15 protein-coding genes are annotated in these 18,052 nt (G+C 64.5%); 8 read left to right on the top strand and 7 right to left on the bottom strand.

What is annotated here, in order from left to right:
* Positions 1–16 precede the first annotated feature (16 nt).
* Together paaZ and nhaB are read left to right on the top strand one after the other, a co-directional pair.
* Positions 17–2,071, top strand: coding sequence for a phenylacetic acid degradation bifunctional protein PaaZ (gene paaZ / locus ACQKQA_RS01725; protein ID WP_427552827.1), 2,055 nt, complete (start codon positions 17–19; stop codon positions 2,069–2,071).
* 218 nt (positions 2,072–2,289) lie between these two features.
* Positions 2,290–3,792 carry a sodium/proton antiporter NhaB gene (nhaB, locus tag ACQKQA_RS01720; RefSeq protein ID WP_427552824.1) on the top strand — a complete coding sequence of 501 codons (1,503 nt, stop codon included), beginning with the start codon at positions 2,290–2,292 and terminating at the stop codon, positions 3,790–3,792.
* Positions 3,793–3,869: 77 nt separating this feature from the next.
* Here nhaB and zwf read toward each other — a convergent pair whose 3' ends face one another.
* Together zwf and gnd are read right to left on the bottom strand one after the other, a co-directional pair.
* The gene (zwf, locus tag ACQKQA_RS01715; protein WP_427552821.1) at positions 3,870–5,390 is read right to left on the bottom strand and encodes a glucose-6-phosphate dehydrogenase; all 1,521 of its coding nucleotides are present in this window, start codon (positions 5,388–5,390) and stop codon (positions 3,870–3,872) included.
* Complete coding sequence (gnd, locus tag ACQKQA_RS01710; RefSeq protein ID WP_427552913.1) at positions 5,387–6,394, bottom strand: phosphogluconate dehydrogenase (NAD(+)-dependent, decarboxylating); 1,008 nt, start codon at positions 6,392–6,394, stop codon at positions 5,387–5,389. Before gnd ends, zwf begins: the two co-directional genes overlap by 4 nt.
* 236 nt (positions 6,395–6,630) lie before the next feature.
* On the opposite strand from gnd, the gene ACQKQA_RS01705 reads away from it, so the two are divergent.
* The 6 genes from ACQKQA_RS01705 to ACQKQA_RS01680 all read left to right on the top strand — a co-directional run bounded on the left by ACQKQA_RS01705 (position 6,631) and on the right by ACQKQA_RS01680 (position 14,222).
* The gene (locus ACQKQA_RS01705) at positions 6,631–6,795 is read left to right on the top strand and encodes a DUF6026 family protein (protein WP_427552818.1); all 165 of its coding nucleotides are present in this window, start codon (positions 6,631–6,633) and stop codon (positions 6,793–6,795) included.
* 282 nt (positions 6,796–7,077) lie between these two features.
* Positions 7,078–8,820 (top strand): phosphoethanolamine transferase CptA, encoded by a 1,743-nt coding sequence (locus tag ACQKQA_RS01700; RefSeq protein WP_427552815.1) that lies wholly within the window; start codon positions 7,078–7,080, stop codon positions 8,818–8,820.
* A gap of 176 nt (positions 8,821–8,996) precedes the next feature.
* Positions 8,997–11,231: a TonB-dependent siderophore receptor gene (locus ACQKQA_RS01695; protein WP_427552813.1), complete on the top strand. Its 2,235-nt coding sequence runs from the start codon at positions 8,997–8,999 to the stop codon at positions 11,229–11,231.
* 180 nt (positions 11,232–11,411) lie between these two features.
* On the top strand, positions 11,412–11,633 hold the full coding sequence (locus ACQKQA_RS01690; protein ID WP_427552811.1) for a hypothetical protein: 222 nt from the start codon (positions 11,412–11,414) through the stop codon (positions 11,631–11,633).
* A 499-nt stretch (positions 11,634–12,132) separates the two neighbouring features.
* Positions 12,133–12,807, top strand: a complete 675-nt coding sequence (locus ACQKQA_RS01685; protein WP_427552809.1) for a heavy metal response regulator transcription factor — start codon at positions 12,133–12,135, stop codon at positions 12,805–12,807.
* Complete coding sequence (locus ACQKQA_RS01680) at positions 12,804–14,222, top strand: heavy metal sensor histidine kinase (protein WP_427552807.1); 1,419 nt, start codon at positions 12,804–12,806, stop codon at positions 14,220–14,222. The genes ACQKQA_RS01685 and ACQKQA_RS01680 overlap by 4 nt, the downstream gene beginning before the upstream one ends.
* Positions 14,223–14,234: 12 nt before the next feature.
* Here ACQKQA_RS01680 and ACQKQA_RS01675 read toward each other — a convergent pair whose 3' ends face one another.
* The 5 genes from ACQKQA_RS01675 to ACQKQA_RS01655 all read right to left on the bottom strand — a co-directional run bounded on the left by ACQKQA_RS01675 (position 14,235) and on the right by ACQKQA_RS01655 (position 17,916).
* Entirely contained in the window at positions 14,235–14,726 is a 492-nt protein-coding gene (locus ACQKQA_RS01675) for a GNAT family N-acetyltransferase (protein ID WP_427552804.1), read from the bottom strand.
* An 89-nt stretch (positions 14,727–14,815) separates the two neighbouring features.
* Positions 14,816–15,427, bottom strand: coding sequence for a DinB family protein (locus ACQKQA_RS01670; protein ID WP_427552802.1), 612 nt, complete (start codon positions 15,425–15,427; stop codon positions 14,816–14,818).
* A 46-nt stretch (positions 15,428–15,473) separates the two neighbouring features.
* A complete protein-coding gene (gene zapE, locus ACQKQA_RS01665) occupies positions 15,474–16,586 on the bottom strand; it encodes a cell division protein ZapE (RefSeq protein WP_427552800.1) in 1,113 nt (370 codons plus the stop codon).
* Positions 16,587–16,803: 217 nt separating this feature from the next.
* Positions 16,804–17,145 (bottom strand): nuclear transport factor 2 family protein, encoded by a 342-nt coding sequence (locus ACQKQA_RS01660; RefSeq protein ID WP_427552798.1) that lies wholly within the window; start codon positions 17,143–17,145, stop codon positions 16,804–16,806.
* A 54-nt stretch (positions 17,146–17,199) separates the two neighbouring features.
* The gene (locus ACQKQA_RS01655) at positions 17,200–17,916 is read right to left on the bottom strand and encodes a helix-turn-helix transcriptional regulator (protein WP_427552796.1); all 717 of its coding nucleotides are present in this window, start codon (positions 17,914–17,916) and stop codon (positions 17,200–17,202) included.
* Positions 17,917–18,052 lie beyond the last annotated feature (136 nt).

Here is an 18,052-nt window from a genome sequence, read left to right as displayed (position 1 = left end):
ATCCGGAGGAATTGTGATGCCTCACGCCCCTACCCTGCAAAGCTTCATCGCCGGCCGCTGGATCGGCCAGCACGGCGCCCAGGTGCTGCGCAGCGCCATCGACGGCCACGAACTGGCCCGCACCCACGAAGAGCGCCTGGATTTCGCCGAGGCGCTCGAGCACGGCAGGCGCCAGGGCACTGCCTCGCTGATGGCCCTGGACTTCCAGCAGCGCGCCCAGCGGCTCAAGGTGCTGGCGCTGTACCTGAGCGAACGCAAGGAGCAGCTGTACGCCATCTCCCACCACAGCGGCGCCACCCGCGCCGACAGCTGGATCGATATCGAAGGCGGCAACAGCACCCTGTTCACCTATGCCAGCCTGGGTTCGCGGGAACTGCCCTCGGGCAATATCGTCCACGAAGGCCCGGCGCTGCCGTTGAGCAAGCTCGGCAGCTTCGCCGGCACCCATATCCTGGTGCCCCGCGGCGGCCTGGCGGTGCATATCAATGCCTTCAACTTCCCGATCTGGGGCATGCTGGAAAAATTCGCCCCGAGCTTCCTCGCGGGCATGCCGTGCATCGTCAAGCCGGCCACCGCCACCAGCTACCTGGCCGAAGCCGTGGTGCGCCTGATGGATGAATCGGGCCTGTTGCCCGCCGGCAGCCTGCAACTGGTGATCGGCAGCACCGGCGACCTTCTGGATCGCCTGCAAGGCCAGGACGTGCTGACCTTCACCGGCTCGGCCGACACTGCGGCCAGACTGCGGGCCAACCCGAACCTGATTCGTCATTCAGTGCCGTTCAACGCCGAGGCCGACTCGCTGAACTGCGCCATCCTCGCCCCGGACGTGAGCCCGGACGACGAAGAGTTCGAGCTGTTCATCAAGGAAGTGGCCCGGGAAATGACCACCAAGGCCGGGCAGAAATGCACCGCCATTCGCCGCGCCATAGTGCCGGCCAGACACATCGACGCGGTCGCCAGCCGCCTGCGCGACAGGCTGGCCAAGGTAGTGGTCGGCGACCCGTCGGTGGAAGGCGTGCGCATGGGCGCGCTGGCCTCCCACGATCAGCAGCGGGATGTGGCAGAACGCCTGGAGAGCCTGCTGCAGAGCAGCGACCTGCTGTTCGGCGCCCGGGACGGCTTCGAGCCGCGCGGGGCAAACACCAGCCAGGGCGCGTTCTTCGCGCCGACCCTGTTGCAGGCCCGCGATCCCCATGCCGAAGGCGGCGCTCACGATATCGAAGCCTTCGGACCGGTCAGCACGCTGATGGCCTATGACGATCTCGACGAAGCCCTGGCCCTGGCCGCGCGGGGCAAAGGCAGCCTGGTGGCCAGCCTGATTACCAGGGACCCACGGATCGCCGCCCGCACCATCCCGGTGGCCGCGGCCTGGCACGGCCGCTTGCTGGTGCTGGACCGCGAATCCGCCGCCGAGTCCACCGGCCATGGCTCACCGCTGCCGCAGCTCAAGCACGGCGGCCCGGGACGCGCCGGCGGCGGCGAGGAACTCGGTGGCCTGCGCGCGGTGAAGCACTATTTGCAACGGGCGGCGGTGCAAGGCTCGCCGACCATGCTGGCGGCGGTAACCGGTGAATACGTGCGTGGCGCCAAGGTCATCGAGACCGAGGTGCATCCGTTCCGCCGGTTCTTCCAGGACCTGCAAATCGGCGAGTCACTGCTGACCCACAGGCGCACGGTCACCGAGGCCGACCTGGTGAACTTCGGCTGCCTGTCCGGCGACCACTTCTATATGCACTTCGATGAGATCGCGGCCAAAGAGTCGCAGTTCGGCAAGCGCATCGCCCACGGCTACTTCGTGCTCTCGGCGGCGGCCGGGCTGTTCGTGTCCCCGGCGCCGGGCCCGGTGCTGGCCAACTACGGCCTGGATACCCTGCGCTTCATCAACCCGGTGGGCATCGGCGATACCATCCAGGCGCGCCTGACCTGCAAGCGCAAGATCGACCAGGGCAAGAAGAGCTCGCAGGGCATCCCCCAGGGCGTGGTGGCCTGGGACGTGGAGGTCACCAACCAGCTGGGTGAACTGGTGGCCAGCTACGACATCCTGACCCTGGTGATCAAACGCGAAGACTGAACGCGCGCCCGGATCGCCGGCACACCACCAAACCTGTAGGAGCGAGCTTGCTCGCGATGACGGCCAGCAGAACGACATCGCTCTCAAGGGCCTCATCGCCAGCAAGCCGGCTCCTGCAAAAGCCTGGGTCGGCTTTTGTGGCAAAAGATTTCAGCGAACCTTGATCTTCCAGGGGGCATGCGGCACCTTGCGCGCTTCTTTATTACAAGGAGTAGCCAATGTCCGGTTCACTGGCCCAGGCTTTCGCCCATAACTTTCTCGGCCATTCACCGCGCTGGTACAAAGCCAGCATTGTCGCCTTCCTGCTGCTCAATCCCTTGCTGCTGTTCACGGTCGGCCCGGTGGCGGCCGGCTGGATGCTGGTGGCCGAGTTCATCTTCGCCCTGGCCATGGCCCTCAAGTGCTACCCGCTGATGCCCGGCGGCCTGCTGGTGCTGGAAGCCGTGGCGCTGGGCATGACCACGCCCCAGGCGCTGTACGACGAACTGGTGCACAACTTCCCGGTGATCCTGCTGCTGATGTTCATGGTGGCCGGCATCTATTTCATGAAGGAACTGCTGCTGTTCCTGTTTTCCCGCCTGTTGCTCGGGGTGCGCTCCAAGGCGCTGCTGGGCTTGCTGTTCTGCTTTCTCTCAGCGTTCCTCTCGGCGTTTCTCGACGCCCTGACCGTCACCGCGGTGATCATCAGCGCCGCGGTGGGCTTCTATTCGGTGTATCACCGGGTGGCCTCCGGCAACGACCCGCGCCAGGACAGCGAATACAACGACGACCGGCAACTGCCGCAGTTGCATCACCAGGACCTCGAACAGTTCCGCGCCTTCCTGCGCAGCCTGCTGATGCACGGCGCGGTGGGTACGGCGCTGGGTGGTGTCTGCACCCTGGTCGGCGAGCCGCAGAACCTGCTGATCGGCCATGAAATGGGTTGGCACTTCGCCGATTTCTTCCTCAAGGTCGCCCCGGTGTCCCTGCCGGTGCTGGTGGCCGGGCTGGTGACCTGCGTGCTGCTGGAGAAATTGCGCTGGTTCGGCTACGGCACCCTGTTGCCGGACAACGTGCGCGCGGTGCTGGCCAACTATGCGGCCGAAGACAACGCCGAACGCACCGCCCGGCAACGCGCGGCGCTGCTGGTGCAAGGCGCGGCGGCGCTGCTGCTGATTGCCGCTCTGGCCCTGCATATCGCCGAGGTCGGCCTGATCGGCCTGATGGTGATCGTGCTGATCACCGCCTTCACCGGGATCACCGACGAGCATCGCCTGGGCAACGCCTTCAAGGATGCGATGCCCTTCACTGCGCTGCTGGTGGTGTTTTTCGCGGTGGTGGCGGTGATTCACGACCAGCAACTGTTCACCCCGCTGATCCAATGGGTGCTGGCGCTGCCGGCGGGCCAGCAGCCGGGCATGCTGTTTATCGCCAATGGGCTGTTGTCGGCCATCAGCGATAACGTGTTCGTGGCCACCATCTACATCACCGAAGTGAAACAGGCCTTCGCCTCCGGACAGATGAGCCGCGAGCACTTCGAGACCCTGGCCGTGGCCATCAACACCGGCACCAACCTGCCGAGCGTGGCCACGCCCAATGGCCAGGCGGCGTTCCTGTTCCTGCTGACGTCGGCGATCGCGCCGCTGGTGCGCCTGTCGTATGGACGCATGGTCTGGATGGCGCTGCCCTACACGGTAGTGATGGGCGTATTGGGCTGGTATGCGGTGAGTTACTGGCTGTAAGGCAAGGCCTGTAGCCGCTGCCGAAGGCTACAGGCAGCGGTTTCTTCAGCGCGGCTGGATGAACTGCTCGCCGCCCCTCATCCGAGGCTGTGCCATTCGCGGCCGTCGCGGGTCAGCAGCTCGTCGCCGGCCGCCGGTCCGTCTTCGCCGGCGCGGTAGATATGGACCTTGGCCTTTTCCTTCCAGGCATCGAGGAACGGTTGCACCGCACGCCAGCCGTTCTCGATGTTGTCGGCGCGCTGGAACAGGGTCTGGTCGCCCGTCAGGCAATCGTAGATCAGCGTCTCGTAGCCGGTGGAAGGCTGCATCTCGAAGAAGTTCTTGTAGGCGAACCCCAGTTCGATATTGGCCATGTCCAGGGTCGGCCCGGGCTTTTTCGCCAGCAGGTCGAACCACATGCCCTCGTTGGGCTGGATCTGGATGCGCAGGTAGGTCGGCTGCAAGCGGTCGACCTCGGTATCGCGGAACTGCGCGTAGGGCGCCGGCTTGAAGCAGATGGCGATCTCAGTATCGCGCACGCTCATGCGCTTGCCGGTGCGCAGGTAGAACGGCACGCCGACCCAGCGCCAGTTGTCGATCATTACCTTGAGGGCGACGTAGGTCTCGGTGTTGCTGTCCGGGGCCACGTTGGCCTCTTCGCGGTAGCCGGCCACGGACTTGTCGCCCACCTTGCCCGCCACGTACTGGCCGCGCACCGAGTTGGCCAGGGCCTCTTCGGTGCTCCAGGGACGGATCGCCCCCACCACCTTGGCCTTTTCGCCGCGCACCGCGTCGGCGCCAAAGGCCGCCGGTGGCTCCATGGCGACCATGGCCAACAGTTGGAACAGGTGGTTAGGCACCATGTCGCGCAGGGCGCCGGTGTTTTCGTAAAAGCTGCCACGGGTTTCCACCCCGACGGTTTCCGCCGCGGTGATCTGCACGTGGTCGATGTAATGGTTGTTCCAGAAAGCCTCGAACAGGCTGTTGGAGAAACGGCTGACCAGAATGTTCTGCACCGTTTCCTTGCCCAGGTAATGGTCGATCCGATAGATCTGCTTCTCGCTCATCACCTTGAGCAGGCATTCGTTCAGCGCTTGCGCCGTGTGCAGGTCGGAGCCGAACGGCTTCTCGACCACCACCCGGCGAAAGGCATTGTCGGTTTCGACCAGCAGCCCCGACGCCCCCAGGCGCTGCACCACTTCACTGAAGAAGCGCGGCGCGGTGGCCAGGTAGAACACCGCGTTGCCGGTGCCGCTGGCGGCGATCTTGGCCGCCAGCGCATCGTAGGTGCTGGCGTCCAGGAAGTCGCCCTGGACATAGCTGATGCCGCTGGCCAGCTTGGCCCAGAGGGTCGGGTCCAGCGCTTGCGCGCCGTTGCCGACCTTGGCGGCAGCCTCGGTGCGAATGAAGTCCTCGAGCTTCTTGGCGAAATCCACATCGCTGATCGCGTTGTGATCGACGCCGACAATCTTCAGCCCTTCATCCAGCAAGCCGTCACGGTGCAGGTTGTACAGCGCCGGCATCAGCAGGCGCTTGACCAGATCGCCATGGGCGCCGAACAGGAACAGCGTGGTGGATGGCGCGGGTTGAGCCTTGGACTTCTTTCGCGAGGCGGTCATTTTTTCGGCGTCTCCACGTGGCCGCCGAAGCCGAAGCGCATGGCCGACAGCATCTTGTCGCCATAGGTGCTCTGCTGGCGGGAACGGAAGCGGGCGAACAGCGAGCTCGACAACACCGGTACCGGCACCGCCTGCTCGATGGCGGCTTCGATGGTCCAGCGGCCTTCACCGCTGTCAGCCACTTCGCCGGAGAAACCGTCGAGTTGCGGGTCGCTGGCCAGGGCGTCGGCGGTCAGGTCCAGCAGCCAGGACGACACCACGCTGCCACGGCGCCAGACTTCGGCGATATCGGCCACGTTGAGGTCGAAGCGCTGCTCCGGCGGCAGGTTTTCCGAGGCCTTGGTCTTGAGGATGTCGAAGCCTTCGGCGAAGGCCTGCATCATGCCGTACTCGATACCGTTGTGAATCATCTTCACGAAGTGCCCGGCACCGGCAGGGCCGGCGTGGATGTAACCGCGCTCGGCGCGATCGTCTTCAGCCACGCGGTCCTTGGTCCGCGGGATATCGCCCATGCCCGGGGCCAGTGCGTCGAACAGCGGGTCCAGGCGGCGCACCACCTCGGCGTCGCCGCCGATCATCATGCAGTAGCCACGCTCCAGGCCCCAGACACCGCCGGAAGTGCCGACGTCGATGTAGTTCAGGCCCTTCTGCGCCAGCGCCTGGGCGCGACGGATGTCGTCCTTGTAGTAGGTGTTGCCGCCATCGATGATCACGTCGCCCGGCTCGAGCAACTGGCTCAGGGTGTCGATGGTGTCTTCGGTGGGTGCGCCGGCGGGCAGCATGACCCAGACCGCCCGCGGTTTTTCCAGGCCGGCGACCAGGGCCGGCAGGTCGGCGACGCCCTTGGCGCCTTCGCCGCTCAGGGTGTCGACGAACGCGGTGTTGCGGTCGTAGACCACGGTTTCATGCCCATTGAGCATCAGGCGCCGTGCGATGTTCCCGCCCATGCGGCCCAGTCCGATAATCCCCAGTTGCATGTGCTGATGCTCCTTACTACGAAAAATTTGTGTCAAAAGGTTAGCCCAATGGAGCCAGTGAGAGTTAGTCCAGAGCGTCCGGACTAAGTTTCCCACGCAGTGAGTGGATAACGACGCGAATCGCCCCGAAGGCACAACGACCGCCGAAAATAAAAAAGTTCCCTTTGCCGGCAAAAGAAATCAAAATTGCCGCCGATAGTGGTTCAGGCCCCGGATTCGAGCGGTCGGATCACAGTGGATGCACGCCATTTGCGAGGTGAGCAATGGGCACAGTACTACCGGCACGACCTGCACAAACCCTCTACGTCACTATCCGTCGTGACGAGTTGCGCGACTTGAAGAACGAGCGCGACCAACTCAAGCAAGAGCTGGCGCAACTGCGCCTGGCTTTGCAGAACCAGGGTCAGGTCACCCAACTGCAGGCCTGACCCGGCGAGGAACCCGCCCACCGTGGCCGGTCCTTGCAACAGGTCTTGATTGAAGCCGGCCGAGTCCTTCACGGATCGCCGGCTTCTTTTTACCCGTCGCGTTCACCCTTCCCGCCTCCTGGCGACGGCATTATCTGATACGCAGGTACCAACTCACAAAGTTTTCACACTTTCTTCTGGATACTCCGGCGCATTATTGCCGTCCCCACGGGCGCGGCGCGCGTTCCCGGGGTCGTCGAACCATTCCGGTGAGCGTCATGTTCAATGAGGCTGGAGCGTTCGATGGCAGTGTTTAACCGCGACAAAACGTCTGCGAAAGGATTCGACTGGCTGGGCCTGGGCTGGCTCTTCCTGTTCTTCTGGTACTTCTCCGGCATCACCCAGCTGCTGATCCAGCTGACCGATACCTCCGGCTTCGCGGGTTTCCGCCAGGCCTTCATCATGAGCGCGATCTGGCTGGCGCCGATGCTGCTGTTCCCGGCTCGCACCCGCGTGATGGCCGCGGTCATCGGCGTCGTGCTCTGGGCCTGTTCCATGGCCAGCCTGGGTTACTTCTTCATTTACCAGCAGGAGTTCTCCCAGAGCGTCATCTTCATCATCTTCGAGTCGAACCCCTCCGAAGCCGGTGAGTACCTGACCCAGTACTTCGCCTGGTGGATGGTGGCGGCGTTCCTCGCCCACACCGCGTTCGCCCTGTTCCTCTGGACCCGCGTGCGTCCGGTCTACCTGCCCCGCGGCCGCGCGCTGGTGGCGGCCATGGCGATCCTGATCGCCGTCATCGGTTATCCGCTGATCAAGCAGACCGCCCGCACCGGCAGCTTCGCCGGCGGCCTGGAAAAATTCGAGACCCGCATCGAACCCGCGGTGCCGTGGCAGATGGTGGTGGCCTATCGGCGCTACCGTGAGCAATTGGACAACATGCAGGGCATGCTCGACGACGTGAGCAAGATCCCGCCATTGCACAACCTCAAGGCCAGCATGGCCGACCAGCCGTCGACCCTGGTGCTGGTGATCGGCGAGTCCACCAACCGCCAGCGCATGAGCCTGTACGGCTACCCGCGCCAGACCACGCCGGAACTGGACAAGCTCAAGGACCAGCTGGCGGTCTTCGACAATGTGATCACCCCGCGCCCCTACACCATCGAAGCCCTGCAGCAGGTGCTGACCTTCGCCGACGAAGAAAACCCGGACCTGTACCTCAAGACCCCGTCCCTGGTCAGCGTGATGAAACAGGCCGGCTACAAGACCTACTGGATCACCAACCAGCAGACCATGACCAAGCGCAACACCATGCTCACCACCTTCTCCGAGCAGGCGGACGAGCAGGTCTATCTGAACAACAACCGCAACCAGAACGCCCGCCAGTACGACGGCGATGTGCTCGAGCCGTTCTCCAAGGCCCTGGCCGATAGCGCGCCGCGCAAGTTCATCGTGGTCCACCTGCTGGGCACCCACATGAGCTACCAGTACCGCTACCCGCCGAGCTTCGACAAGTTCACCGACCGCACTGGCGTGCCGGCCGGCGTGCGCGACGACCAGGTGCCGACCTACAACAGCTACGACAACGCCGTGCTGTACAACGACTTCGTGGTCTCGAGCCTGATCAAGGACTACGCCAAGACCGACCCCAACGGCTTTTTGCTGTACCTGTCGGACCACGGCGAAGACGTGTTCGACTCCGCCGGGCACAACACCCTGGGCCGTAACGAAGGCAAGCCGACCGCGCCGATGTACACCATTCCGTTCATGGCCTGGGCGTCGCCGAAGTGGAAACAGAACCATGACTGGAACTTCGCCGGCGACCTCGGCCGTCCGTACAGCAGCTCGCACCTGATCCACACCTGGGCCGACATGGCCGGCCTGAGCTTCGACGAACTGGACCGCAGCAAGAGTCTGGTCAGCGACAGCTTCAAACCGCGCCCGCTGCTGATCGGCAACCCCTACCAGCGTGAGGAAAAGGCCCTGATCGACTTCAGCCTGATGAAGCCCAAGGCGCCGCCGGCTGCCGCGGTGGTACAACAATAAGGCGTGCGAAACCCGCGGGGCCGACACGGCCCCGCAGCGCCTGCCTCCAATGCCCCTTCCTGGGGCATTTTTGCACCCGAAAGATAATAATTATTCTCGTTTAGCCTAAATACCCCTCCTCCTTTTCGTCTCAGTGCAAACGGATTTTTTCCCTCGACGACAAGGAGACGGCCGCGATGTTTGCGCCATTCACCCGTTCCATGACTTTGGCCTTCGGGCTGTGTAGTACGGTGCTGAGCCCCGAGCTGCTGGCCGAAAGCGAACCCCGCCAGCAGTCCAATGCCCTGGAACTCGATGCCACCAGCGTCACCGCCCAGGGCCTGGGGGCGACCACCGAAGACAGCGGTTCCTACACCACCGGCAGCATGAGCACCGCCACGCGCCTGAACCTGTCGATCAAGGAAACCCCGCAGTCGGTGTCGGTGGTGACCCGCCAGCAGATGGACGATTTCAAGCTCGATACCCTGTCCGAGGTGCTGGGACAGACCACCGGGGTGGTGGTCCAGCACCTGGACTCCGACCGAGTGGGCTACTCCTCCCGCGGCTACGCCATCGACAACTTCCAGATCGACGGCATGCTCAACACCTTCAACCGCATGAAGTCCGACTCGGACACCATCATCTACGACCGCATCGAAGTGGTCCGCGGCGCCACCGGCCTGACCACCGGCGCCGGCGACCCGTCGGCCGTGGTCAACATGGTGCGCAAGCGCCCGACCCACGAATGGGCGGCCAAGGCCGGAGTCAGCGGCGGCAGCTACGACAACTACTACAGCTACGTCGATGTCGGCGGCCCCCTGGCCTTCGACGGTCGCCTGCGCGGGCGCACGGTGCTGGCCTATCGCGACAGCCAGTCGTTTCGCGACCACTACCAGCAACAGCGGGAAGTCGGCTACGGCATCCTTGAGGCCGACCTGAGCGACAGCACTACCCTGGCCGTGGGCTACGACTACCAGGACAAACAGGTCCAGGGCACCTCCTGGGGCACCGTGCCCTACTGGAACGCCGCGGGCGGCAAGGCCAAACTGCCGCGCTCCACCAACATGGCGGCGCACTGGAGTTCCTGGCCCCTGCGGGACAAGACCGCCTTCGCCACCCTCGACCAGCGCCTGGGCCAGGACTGGCATCTGAAGGCTGCCTACACCCGGCGCGACAGCGACAGCGACGGCAAGGTCTATTACGGCGGCGCCGGCTTCCCGGAACCCGACCGCTCGGGCATGACCGCCTGGGCCAGCCATATGATCGGCACACAGAAGATGCGCGTGTACGACCTCAACCTGGCCGGCCCCTTCAGCCTGCTGGGCCGCGAACACGAGCTGATGCTGGGCTACGGCGAGGCCGAGCGCAGCGAGTCGTCGCCCTACACGGTCGACGGCCCGAGACCGCCGGACTACAGCCGCATCGCCGACTGGAAATACATGGGCGGCATCGCCAGGTTTCCCGACACCGTGACCAACCTGCCCGGCGACAGCGACAACACCCGACAAAAGGCCGGCTACCTGGCCACCCGCCTGAGCCTGACGGACGACCTGCATGCCGTGCTCGGCAGCCGTTACGGCAGTTGGAGCGCCCACAGCCGCTCCCGCCGCTACGACGCCGACAACCAGCTGACCGGCCTCGATGACACCCGCCAGCAGCACAACGACATGTGGACGCCCTATGCCGGCCTGCTCTACGACCTCACTCCCGAATACACGGTGTATGTCAGCTACACCGATATCTTCAAACCCCAGACCCTGCGCGACGCCAGTCGCAAATACCTGGAGCCGGTGGTCGGCAGCAACTATGAGCTGGGGCTCAAGGGCAGCCTGCTGGAGGAGCGGCTGAACCTGGCCACGGCGCTGTTCTGGAGCAAGCAGGACAACGTCGGCGAACTGGACAGCTCGGTGCCGCCAGACCCGGTCACCGGTGAGGAGTTCTACAAGTCGGGCGGCAAAGGCGGCAAGGTGCAAGGCTTCGAGGCCGAGGTTTCGGGCGAGATCCTGCCGGGCTGGAACCTCACGGCCGGCTACACCTACACCCACGCCCTGAACGGAGACAAGCAGCGTGCCAATGGCGACGAGCCGCTGAACCTGCTGCGCCTGGCCACAGCCTATCGCTTGCCGGGCCAATGGCGGGCCCTGACCGTCGGCGGCACCTGGAACTGGCAAAGCGCAACCTACGGCAACAGCCGGCGGCCGGTGGGGCGCGACGGCAGCGGTAGCATCGTCACCGAAAATGCCCGGATCCATCAGCAGGCCTACAGCGTCGCCGGGCTGATGGCGCGCTACGAGTTCGACTCGCACCTGTCGGCCTCGCTCAACCTGAGCAACCTGTTCGACCAGCACTACTACGAACGGGTCGGCTTCTATAACGGCGTCTACTGGGGCGAGCCACGTACCCTGACCCTGGGCCTGGACTGGAAGCTTTAGTTCGCCCTTCACGCTTATGCCTAAAGGCCTACAGCGCTCTCCCATTGGGGATGACAGAATTGTCATCCCCTCCTCAGCGTCCTGTTAACCCCCCGTTAATAAGATCACAGCAGACTTCGCTCACGGCTTGGTTACAAGGATGTGCGACGGCTACCGATCACTGTTAATGGGACACCGCACATGAAAGCCACCACCCTCCTGCTCGCCGGTCTGCTGCTTGCCAGCTCGGGTGCAGCGTTCGCCGAAGGCGGCGCTGAACGCATGCAACAATACTGGGACAACTTCCCCGTCAGCCAGCAGGCGACGCCCACCGATACCCGACAGGCCTCCTCCGACAGCCAGGGAAAAACCCAGGCCCCCGCCGCGGACCAAAGCCGCGACAGCGCACAGCCGGATGCCTGACATGCCCCGAGCTCTACGCCTCTCCGACAGCAACGCTCCTTTGGCGGAGAGGCTCTTGTGGCGCCCTTTCAGGGCGCCTTTTTTATTCGCCGTCGATATCGGCGACATGACTACCGGCTATCAACTTTCTGGCGCCAAAATGACAATTACGCCATATAACGTAGCTTCGCTGCCGGCTGTATTAACATGAAGTTCCGCCCAACTTTGAAACATGCCGAAACAGTAATATCCGACATGACCCCTTATTGCACTTCGCCAACTGAAAATACCCTGCAAGCAGGCATGGCCTTGGCTTCCGGCTGTCGAAAAACATCACAAGCTGTTGATATCCATCTATTTAATTCTTGACCCTAAAGCCACTTCAGGCTTGAACATTCCTCCGCCCAAGAAGCCAGGACACTGCGTTCGCGGCAACTTCTCGGGTGTTACGGCTGGTCCAACAACAACTTCATATCCAGCGCCATTGAAATCCTTTTAATGATCGAGAGGTCACTCTTCCATGCGCATTCTGGTTGTCGAAGACGAGCGTAAAACGGCCGATTATCTGCATCAGGGCCTCACCGAAAGCGGTTATGTGGTCGACCGCGCCGCCACCGGTGTCGATGGCCTGTACCTGATCGAACAGCAAAACTACGAGCTGGTGATCCTGGACGTGAACCTGCCGGAAAAGGACGGCTGGCAAGTGCTGGAAGACATGCGTAAAGGCAGCAGCACCCGGGTGATGATGCTCTCGGCGCGCGGGCGCCTGGCGGACAAGGTCAAGGGGCTGGACCTGGGGGCCGACGATTACCTGGTCAAGCCGTTCGAGTTCCCCGAGTTGCTGGCGCGGGTGCGCACCCTGTTGCGGCGCAGCGAACATCTGCCGGCGATCGACACCCTGCGGGTCGCCGACCTGGAGCTCGACCCGCGCCGGCACCGGGCCTATCGCGGCTCGCGGCGCATCGACCTGACCACCAAGGAATTCACCCTGCTGCAGGTGCTGATGCGCCAGGCGGGTGAAGTGCTGACCCGCACCCAGATCGTTTCCCTGGTCTGGGACATGAACTTCGACTGCGACACCAACGTGGTGGAAGTCTCCATCAGCCGCTTGCGGGCGAAGATCGACGATGCCAGCGATATCAAGCTGATCCACACCATCCGTGGCGTCGGCTATGTCCTGGAAGTGCGCCAATGAAAGCCGCGCACCGCACCGCCAGCAGCCTGTCCATGCGCCTGGGCCTGACCGTCAGCCTGATGGGCGCCGGCCTGGTGCTGTTGCTCGCGACCCTGGCCTACCTGGCCCTCAGCCATGAGCTGGGCAGCCTGGCCAGGAACAGCCTGGACAGCAAACTCGAACAGATCCGCCACAGCCTGACCACTGACCTTAAGACCGGCGACATCGCCGCCCGGCCGCACTCGCTGCTGGACCTGGTGATGGGCCACGACAACCTGCACCTGAGCATTTTCGGCCCCGACCCCAAGGCCGAACCGCTGCTGGATATCGGCAACCGCAGCCTCGAACCGCTGCCGGCGTCCCTGACCCAGCCGGAAAGCCCGGTCTTCCTCGACTGGCTCGACAGCGCCGGCAACCGCTTGCTCAGTACCACCAGCCTGATCAGCCTGCGCAATGGCGAGCAGGTACGGGTGGTGCTGTCCCTGGACCGAGCCAACGACCAGGCACTGCTCAGCGCCTACCTGCGCTCCACCGTGATCGCCCTGCCCCTGCTGCTGATGCTGATCGGCATCGGCGCCTGGTGGGTGGTGCAGCGCGGCCTGGCGCCGCTGCAGCAGTTCAGCCGGGTGGCGGCCAAGGTCACCACCCAGGACCTGACCCATCGCCTGTCGCCGGACAACCTGCCGCGGGAGCTGGCGGAACTGGCCCACAGCATCAATTTCATGCTGCACCGGCTCGATGGCGGCGTGCAGCAGCTCTCACAGTTCTCCGACGACCTGGCCCACGAGCTGCGCTCGCCCATTACCAACCTGATGGGCAAGGCCCAGGTCACCCTGTCCCGGGAGCGCCCGCCCCACGAGTACAAGGCGGTGCTGGAATCCAGTACCGAGGAGCTGGAGCGTCTGACGCGGATCGTCAGCGACATGCTGTTCCTCGCCCAGGTCAGCCATCCGGCGTCGCAAGTGGCGTTCGAAGAGGTCTCCCTGGGCGAGGAAGCGCGGCGGGTCATGGAGCTGTTCGCCCTGAGCGCCGAGGAAAAACACTTGGGCATCAATCTGTCCGGCGATGCCCGGGTGTACGGCGACCGCCTGATGATCCAGCGGGCGATCTCCAACCTGCTGTCCAACGCCATCCGCCACAGTCCCCGGGCGGCGAGCATCTCGATCCTGGTGGAAGAGCACGACTCGAGCGTGTCGCTGGCGGTGGGCAACCCCGGCGCGGGAATTGCGGAGCAGCACCTGGAGCACCTGTTCGAACGCTTCTACCGGGTCGACAGCAGCCGCTCGCGGGCCGAAGGCGGTACCGGACTGGGACTGGCGATCGTGCGTTCGATCATGAACCTGCACCAGGGCCGGACCGAGGTCAGCAGCGTGCCGGGCAGCTTCACGCTGTTCCGCCTGGTGTTCGCCCGGCTCAGCCACCCGCCGCGGGTATGAGACGCCGCGGGCTTACAGGGACTTGCTCCAGAACAGCATCCGGCCATGGCTCGGGTCGAACGCCGCATCCTCGAAACCGAAGTTGCGGTAGGCCGCCTGGGCTACCGCATTGCCCTCCAGCACTTCCAGGGTGATCTTGCAGCAGCCACGCTGGCGGGCGATCTCCTCGACCTTGTGCATCATTTTCCGGCTCAGGCCCAGGCCGCGGAACCGGTCCACCACCGACACATCATGCACATTGAGCAGGGGCCGGCCGGCAAAGGTGGAAAAGCCCTCGAAGCAATTGACCAACCCGGCCGGTACCCCGCCGACGAAGGCCAGCACGCTGAACGCATGGGGACGCTTGGCCAGTTCGCCGGGCAGTTGCCGCAATACGTCGGGGTCCACCGGTTGACCGCCGCCCATCGGGTCCCGGGCGTAGTGATCGAGCACCAGGGCGATCGCCTCGGCGTGTACCGGGTTGGTGTAGCTGGCCTGGAGTACCAATACGTCTGCAACGTCCATGTCTGTCCTCAACGATTCGATTGACCCGGGCGGGCCCCCGGGAGAGCGATTGTAAACAGCGGCACATGACGAAACGAGCGGCTACCGCGTCAAGCGCTACCGTTATTTTCCTCGACCGCCTCCGCCCCCCAGATCTGCGCTTCGCTCCAACCCAGCTCGGCAAAGTCCTCGGCACGCAATGCCGTCTCGCCGGCGCAGAAAAACTCGTCCAGTTGCGGGGGCGCCACCCGGGTGCCACTGAGCATGGCGTGGACCTGGCCACGGTGATGCAACTGGTGCTCGAACAGGTGTGAAAGCAGGCGCAGCCGGGTATCGCGCTGCGGTTTTTCCCGGGCGATGGTGACGATGCGTTGCAACTCGGCATCCCGTTGCTGCTCGCAGTAGGCGATCAGCCGACGGTCCACCCGTGCCTGCTCGCGCCGCAGGTCGGCGGCCTGGTCGAAGGGTTCCTCGGGCTCGAAAAACCTATAACAATCAGCCCGTGGCGGCTTGCCCCGCAGCTCCCGCTCCAGGGCGTCGACATAGAACCAGTCGCAGGTCAGGATGTGATTGAGGGTGGCCTTCAGGCTGGGAAAGAAGCTCACCCGCGGCGCCGCCAGCTCGCTCGGGCTCAATTGTCCCCAGGCCTTGGCCAGGCGGTGATTGGCCCAGGCGTTCTGGTAGGCCATCGTCAGCAAATGATGGGACAGGGGCTGGTTCACGGTCAGGTCTCCCTTGCAGATAAGCGCAGCATGGGTGAAGGCGGTTTCAGCCGAAACGCTGCAGCTGCATCTCCTTCAGACGACTCAAGGTACGGCGGAACGGAAACGCCAGGTAACCCTCGGTGTACAACGCTTCCATCGGCACCTGCGCGTCGAGGTACAGCGGCACCTTGCGGTCATAGCACTCGTCGACCAGAGCGATGAAACGCCGCACGCTGTCGTCGTGCACCGACAACTGCGGCAGCTCGCGATCGCCGGCCACCACCCGTTCGACACCGTCCTCGGTGCCGCGGGCAATGCGCCCCGGGCGCTGTTGCGCGCTGAGTTCGGGCACTTCGCTGAGCATGAGGGTGCCGAAGCGGTCGCACAGGGCCATGAAGTCCATGGCGGCGAACGGCTGTTCGCACAGGTCGGCGAAACGGCACCAGAGCACCTGCTCGCTGGCCTTGATCACCCGGACCTCGCGGTAGCCCACCGCCAGCGCCGCGCTGGACACCGCCTGGCCCGCCGCCAGTCGTTCGAACACCGGGCCCAGGGCGCTGGGCCGGTCGGCCGGGGTGACCCAATAACGCTGGGTGGCGGCCCCCGGGTGCAGCCGATGGTCCTGGACGCCGTCCACCGCCACCACCTGCATATGCCGCTCGATCGCGGCAATCGCCGGCAGGAAACGCTCGCGGTTGAAGCCGTCGGCATACAACTGCTGCGGTGGCTGGTTGGAGGTACAGACCATCACCACGCCCTGTTCGAACATCGCCTGGAACAGGCGCCCGAGAATGAGCGCGTCGCCGATGTCACTGACGAACAGTTCGTCGAAACACAGCACCCGCACGGCTTCGCCGAGCTCGCGGGCCAGGGCCTGCAACGGGTCGGCGGTGCCGGTCAGCTGGAACGAACGCTGATGCACCCAACCCATGAAATGGTGGAAATGCTGACGCCGCGCCGGCACGTCGAGGCTCTGGTAGAACTGGTCCATCAGCCAGGTCTTGCCGCGCCCCACCGGCCCCCACAGATAGACCCCCTGGATCGGGCGACGCCCTTCCTGCAAGGCGGCATGGCACTGCTGCAGGGCCTGCATCGCCCGCTCCTGGGCTTCGTCGGCGATAAAACCGCGCTCCTGGAGGGCGTATTGATAAGCGCTGAGGGGGGAATCGAAGGGCATGGGGTCCACTCATCCGCAAAGGGGCCCCGCAGTATGCCACGCCCCGCGGCCGCACCGCCTGCGTAGCCGCTGCCGAGCGCCAGCGAGGCTGCGAACGGCAACGCAGTTGCCGCAAAACCTGTATCTGCATTCTGCCTGGAGAAACGCGGACTCAGGGCTGGCGGTTGCTGCGCAACCGATCGCAGCCTCGCTGGCGCTCGGCAGCGGCTACAAGCGGCTACAGCGAAATATCCAGGCGGGCGATCTTGCCCTGATCGTCGAGGCGGAACACATAGCGCAATTCCAGCGGGCTGCCGGGGAAGCTGCCGGAGATCAGGTTGTCCACCAGCACCTTGCCGGTGCGCTGCTGGACCTTGAGCACCTCGAGCCGCGGCCGGTACCGGCGGCCGGTGTCGTCCATCCATTGGGCGATGGCCCGGGTGCCCGCCTGGTGCTGGCCTTCATCGAACACCTGGGCGTCTTCGGCGAAGAAACTGGCGACCGCCGAACTGTCACGGCCATTGGTGGCCGCCAGGTAGGCGGCAATGGCCGGTGCAAGTGAAATGGCTGTAGTGGACATGGTGTTGCAACTCCTTGTTGATCGATGCTGCAACCATGCTAAAACGCCGCTGCGTCAATTCTTGTCAGGAGTGAAACGCCCGCCATCGTCCAGTTGCATGCGCTGGCGCCAGGTGCGCAACAGGTCGCTGCGGCGCCCCGGATAACGTTCGCCCTGCTCACTGGCGACGGCGATGCGGTCGGTGCGAAAGGTGCGGAAGTCATCGCGCAACTCGCACCAGGCGACTATCACCCGCGCCTCGTTCATGAAGCCCAGGGCCAGCGGCCAGATCAGGCGCTGGCTCGGGGTCTGGTTCACATCGGCGTAATCGATGCGCAGCTTGGCCTGCTCGCGGATGGCCTGGCGAAACACGTTCAGCGGCACCACGTTTTCCGGGTAGCGGTAAGCCGGCGGACCGGGCAAGAGCGTCGGGTTATTCAGGGCTTCCTGGGCCGCCGGCGCCAGCACCGCAGCGATCTTTGCCAGGGCATCGGCGGCGGCCTTGCCCAGCACCTCGTCGCCACGCTGGTCGACATAACGCAGGCCAAGGACGATGGCTTCGGTTTCGTCGGCGTTGAGCATCAAGGGCGGCAGGAACAGGCCGCTGCGCAGCACATAACCGATCCCCGCCTCGCCCTGGATTGGCGCCCCCAGGGCGGTCAGCTCGGCGATGTCGCGGTACAGGGTGCGCTCGGACACCTCGAGCTCGGCCGCCAGCGCCGCGGCGGTCACCGGACAGCGCTTGCCACGCAGCACTTGCAACAGGGTCAATAAACGGCTGGTACGCGACACAGTGGCGTGCTCGGCAGGGAAAGATCGGCGCAGCTTAGCAGAGGGTCCTGTCAGGAACTGTCAGCAGTCTGCATCGCGATGCCAGGGGGGCGACGCCACTTCTGTAGGAGCCAGCTTGCTGGCGATGGGGGCAACG

Origin of the sequence: Pseudomonas sp. NPDC089530 (assembly GCF_050280705.1) — a bacterium.
In the GTDB taxonomy this organism is placed as follows: Bacteria; Pseudomonadota; Gammaproteobacteria; order Pseudomonadales; family Pseudomonadaceae; genus Aquipseudomonas.
This window is presented reverse-complemented; position numbering and strand designations above follow the sequence as displayed.

What these genes read in the sequence shown, in the direction of transcription:
- ACQKQA_RS01660 (WP_427552798.1), bottom strand. Translation starts at nt 17,145, where the DNA reads ATGTCCACTACAGCCATTTCACTTGCACCGGCCATTGCCGCCTACCTG.
- ACQKQA_RS01695 (WP_427552813.1), top strand. Translation starts at nt 8,997, where the DNA reads ATGTTTGCGCCATTCACCCGTTCCATGACTTTGGCCTTCGGGCTGTGT.
- nhaB (WP_427552824.1), top strand. Translation starts at nt 2,290, where the DNA reads ATGTCCGGTTCACTGGCCCAGGCTTTCGCCCATAACTTTCTCGGCCAT.
- zwf (WP_427552821.1), bottom strand. Translation starts at nt 5,390, where the DNA reads ATGACCGCCTCGCGAAAGAAGTCCAAGGCTCAACCCGCGCCATCCACC.
- ACQKQA_RS01690 (WP_427552811.1), top strand. Translation starts at nt 11,412, where the DNA reads ATGAAAGCCACCACCCTCCTGCTCGCCGGTCTGCTGCTTGCCAGCTCG.
- ACQKQA_RS01685 (WP_427552809.1), top strand. Translation starts at nt 12,133, where the DNA reads ATGCGCATTCTGGTTGTCGAAGACGAGCGTAAAACGGCCGATTATCTG.
- paaZ (WP_427552827.1), top strand. Translation starts at nt 17, where the DNA reads ATGCCTCACGCCCCTACCCTGCAAAGCTTCATCGCCGGCCGCTGGATC.
- ACQKQA_RS01700 (WP_427552815.1), top strand. Translation starts at nt 7,078, where the DNA reads ATGGCAGTGTTTAACCGCGACAAAACGTCTGCGAAAGGATTCGACTGG.
- ACQKQA_RS01680 (WP_427552807.1), top strand. Translation starts at nt 12,804, where the DNA reads ATGAAAGCCGCGCACCGCACCGCCAGCAGCCTGTCCATGCGCCTGGGC.
- zapE (WP_427552800.1), bottom strand. Translation starts at nt 16,586, where the DNA reads ATGCCCTTCGATTCCCCCCTCAGCGCTTATCAATACGCCCTCCAGGAG.
- ACQKQA_RS01675 (WP_427552804.1), bottom strand. Translation starts at nt 14,726, where the DNA reads ATGGACGTTGCAGACGTATTGGTACTCCAGGCCAGCTACACCAACCCG.
- ACQKQA_RS01705 (WP_427552818.1), top strand. Translation starts at nt 6,631, where the DNA reads ATGGGCACAGTACTACCGGCACGACCTGCACAAACCCTCTACGTCACT.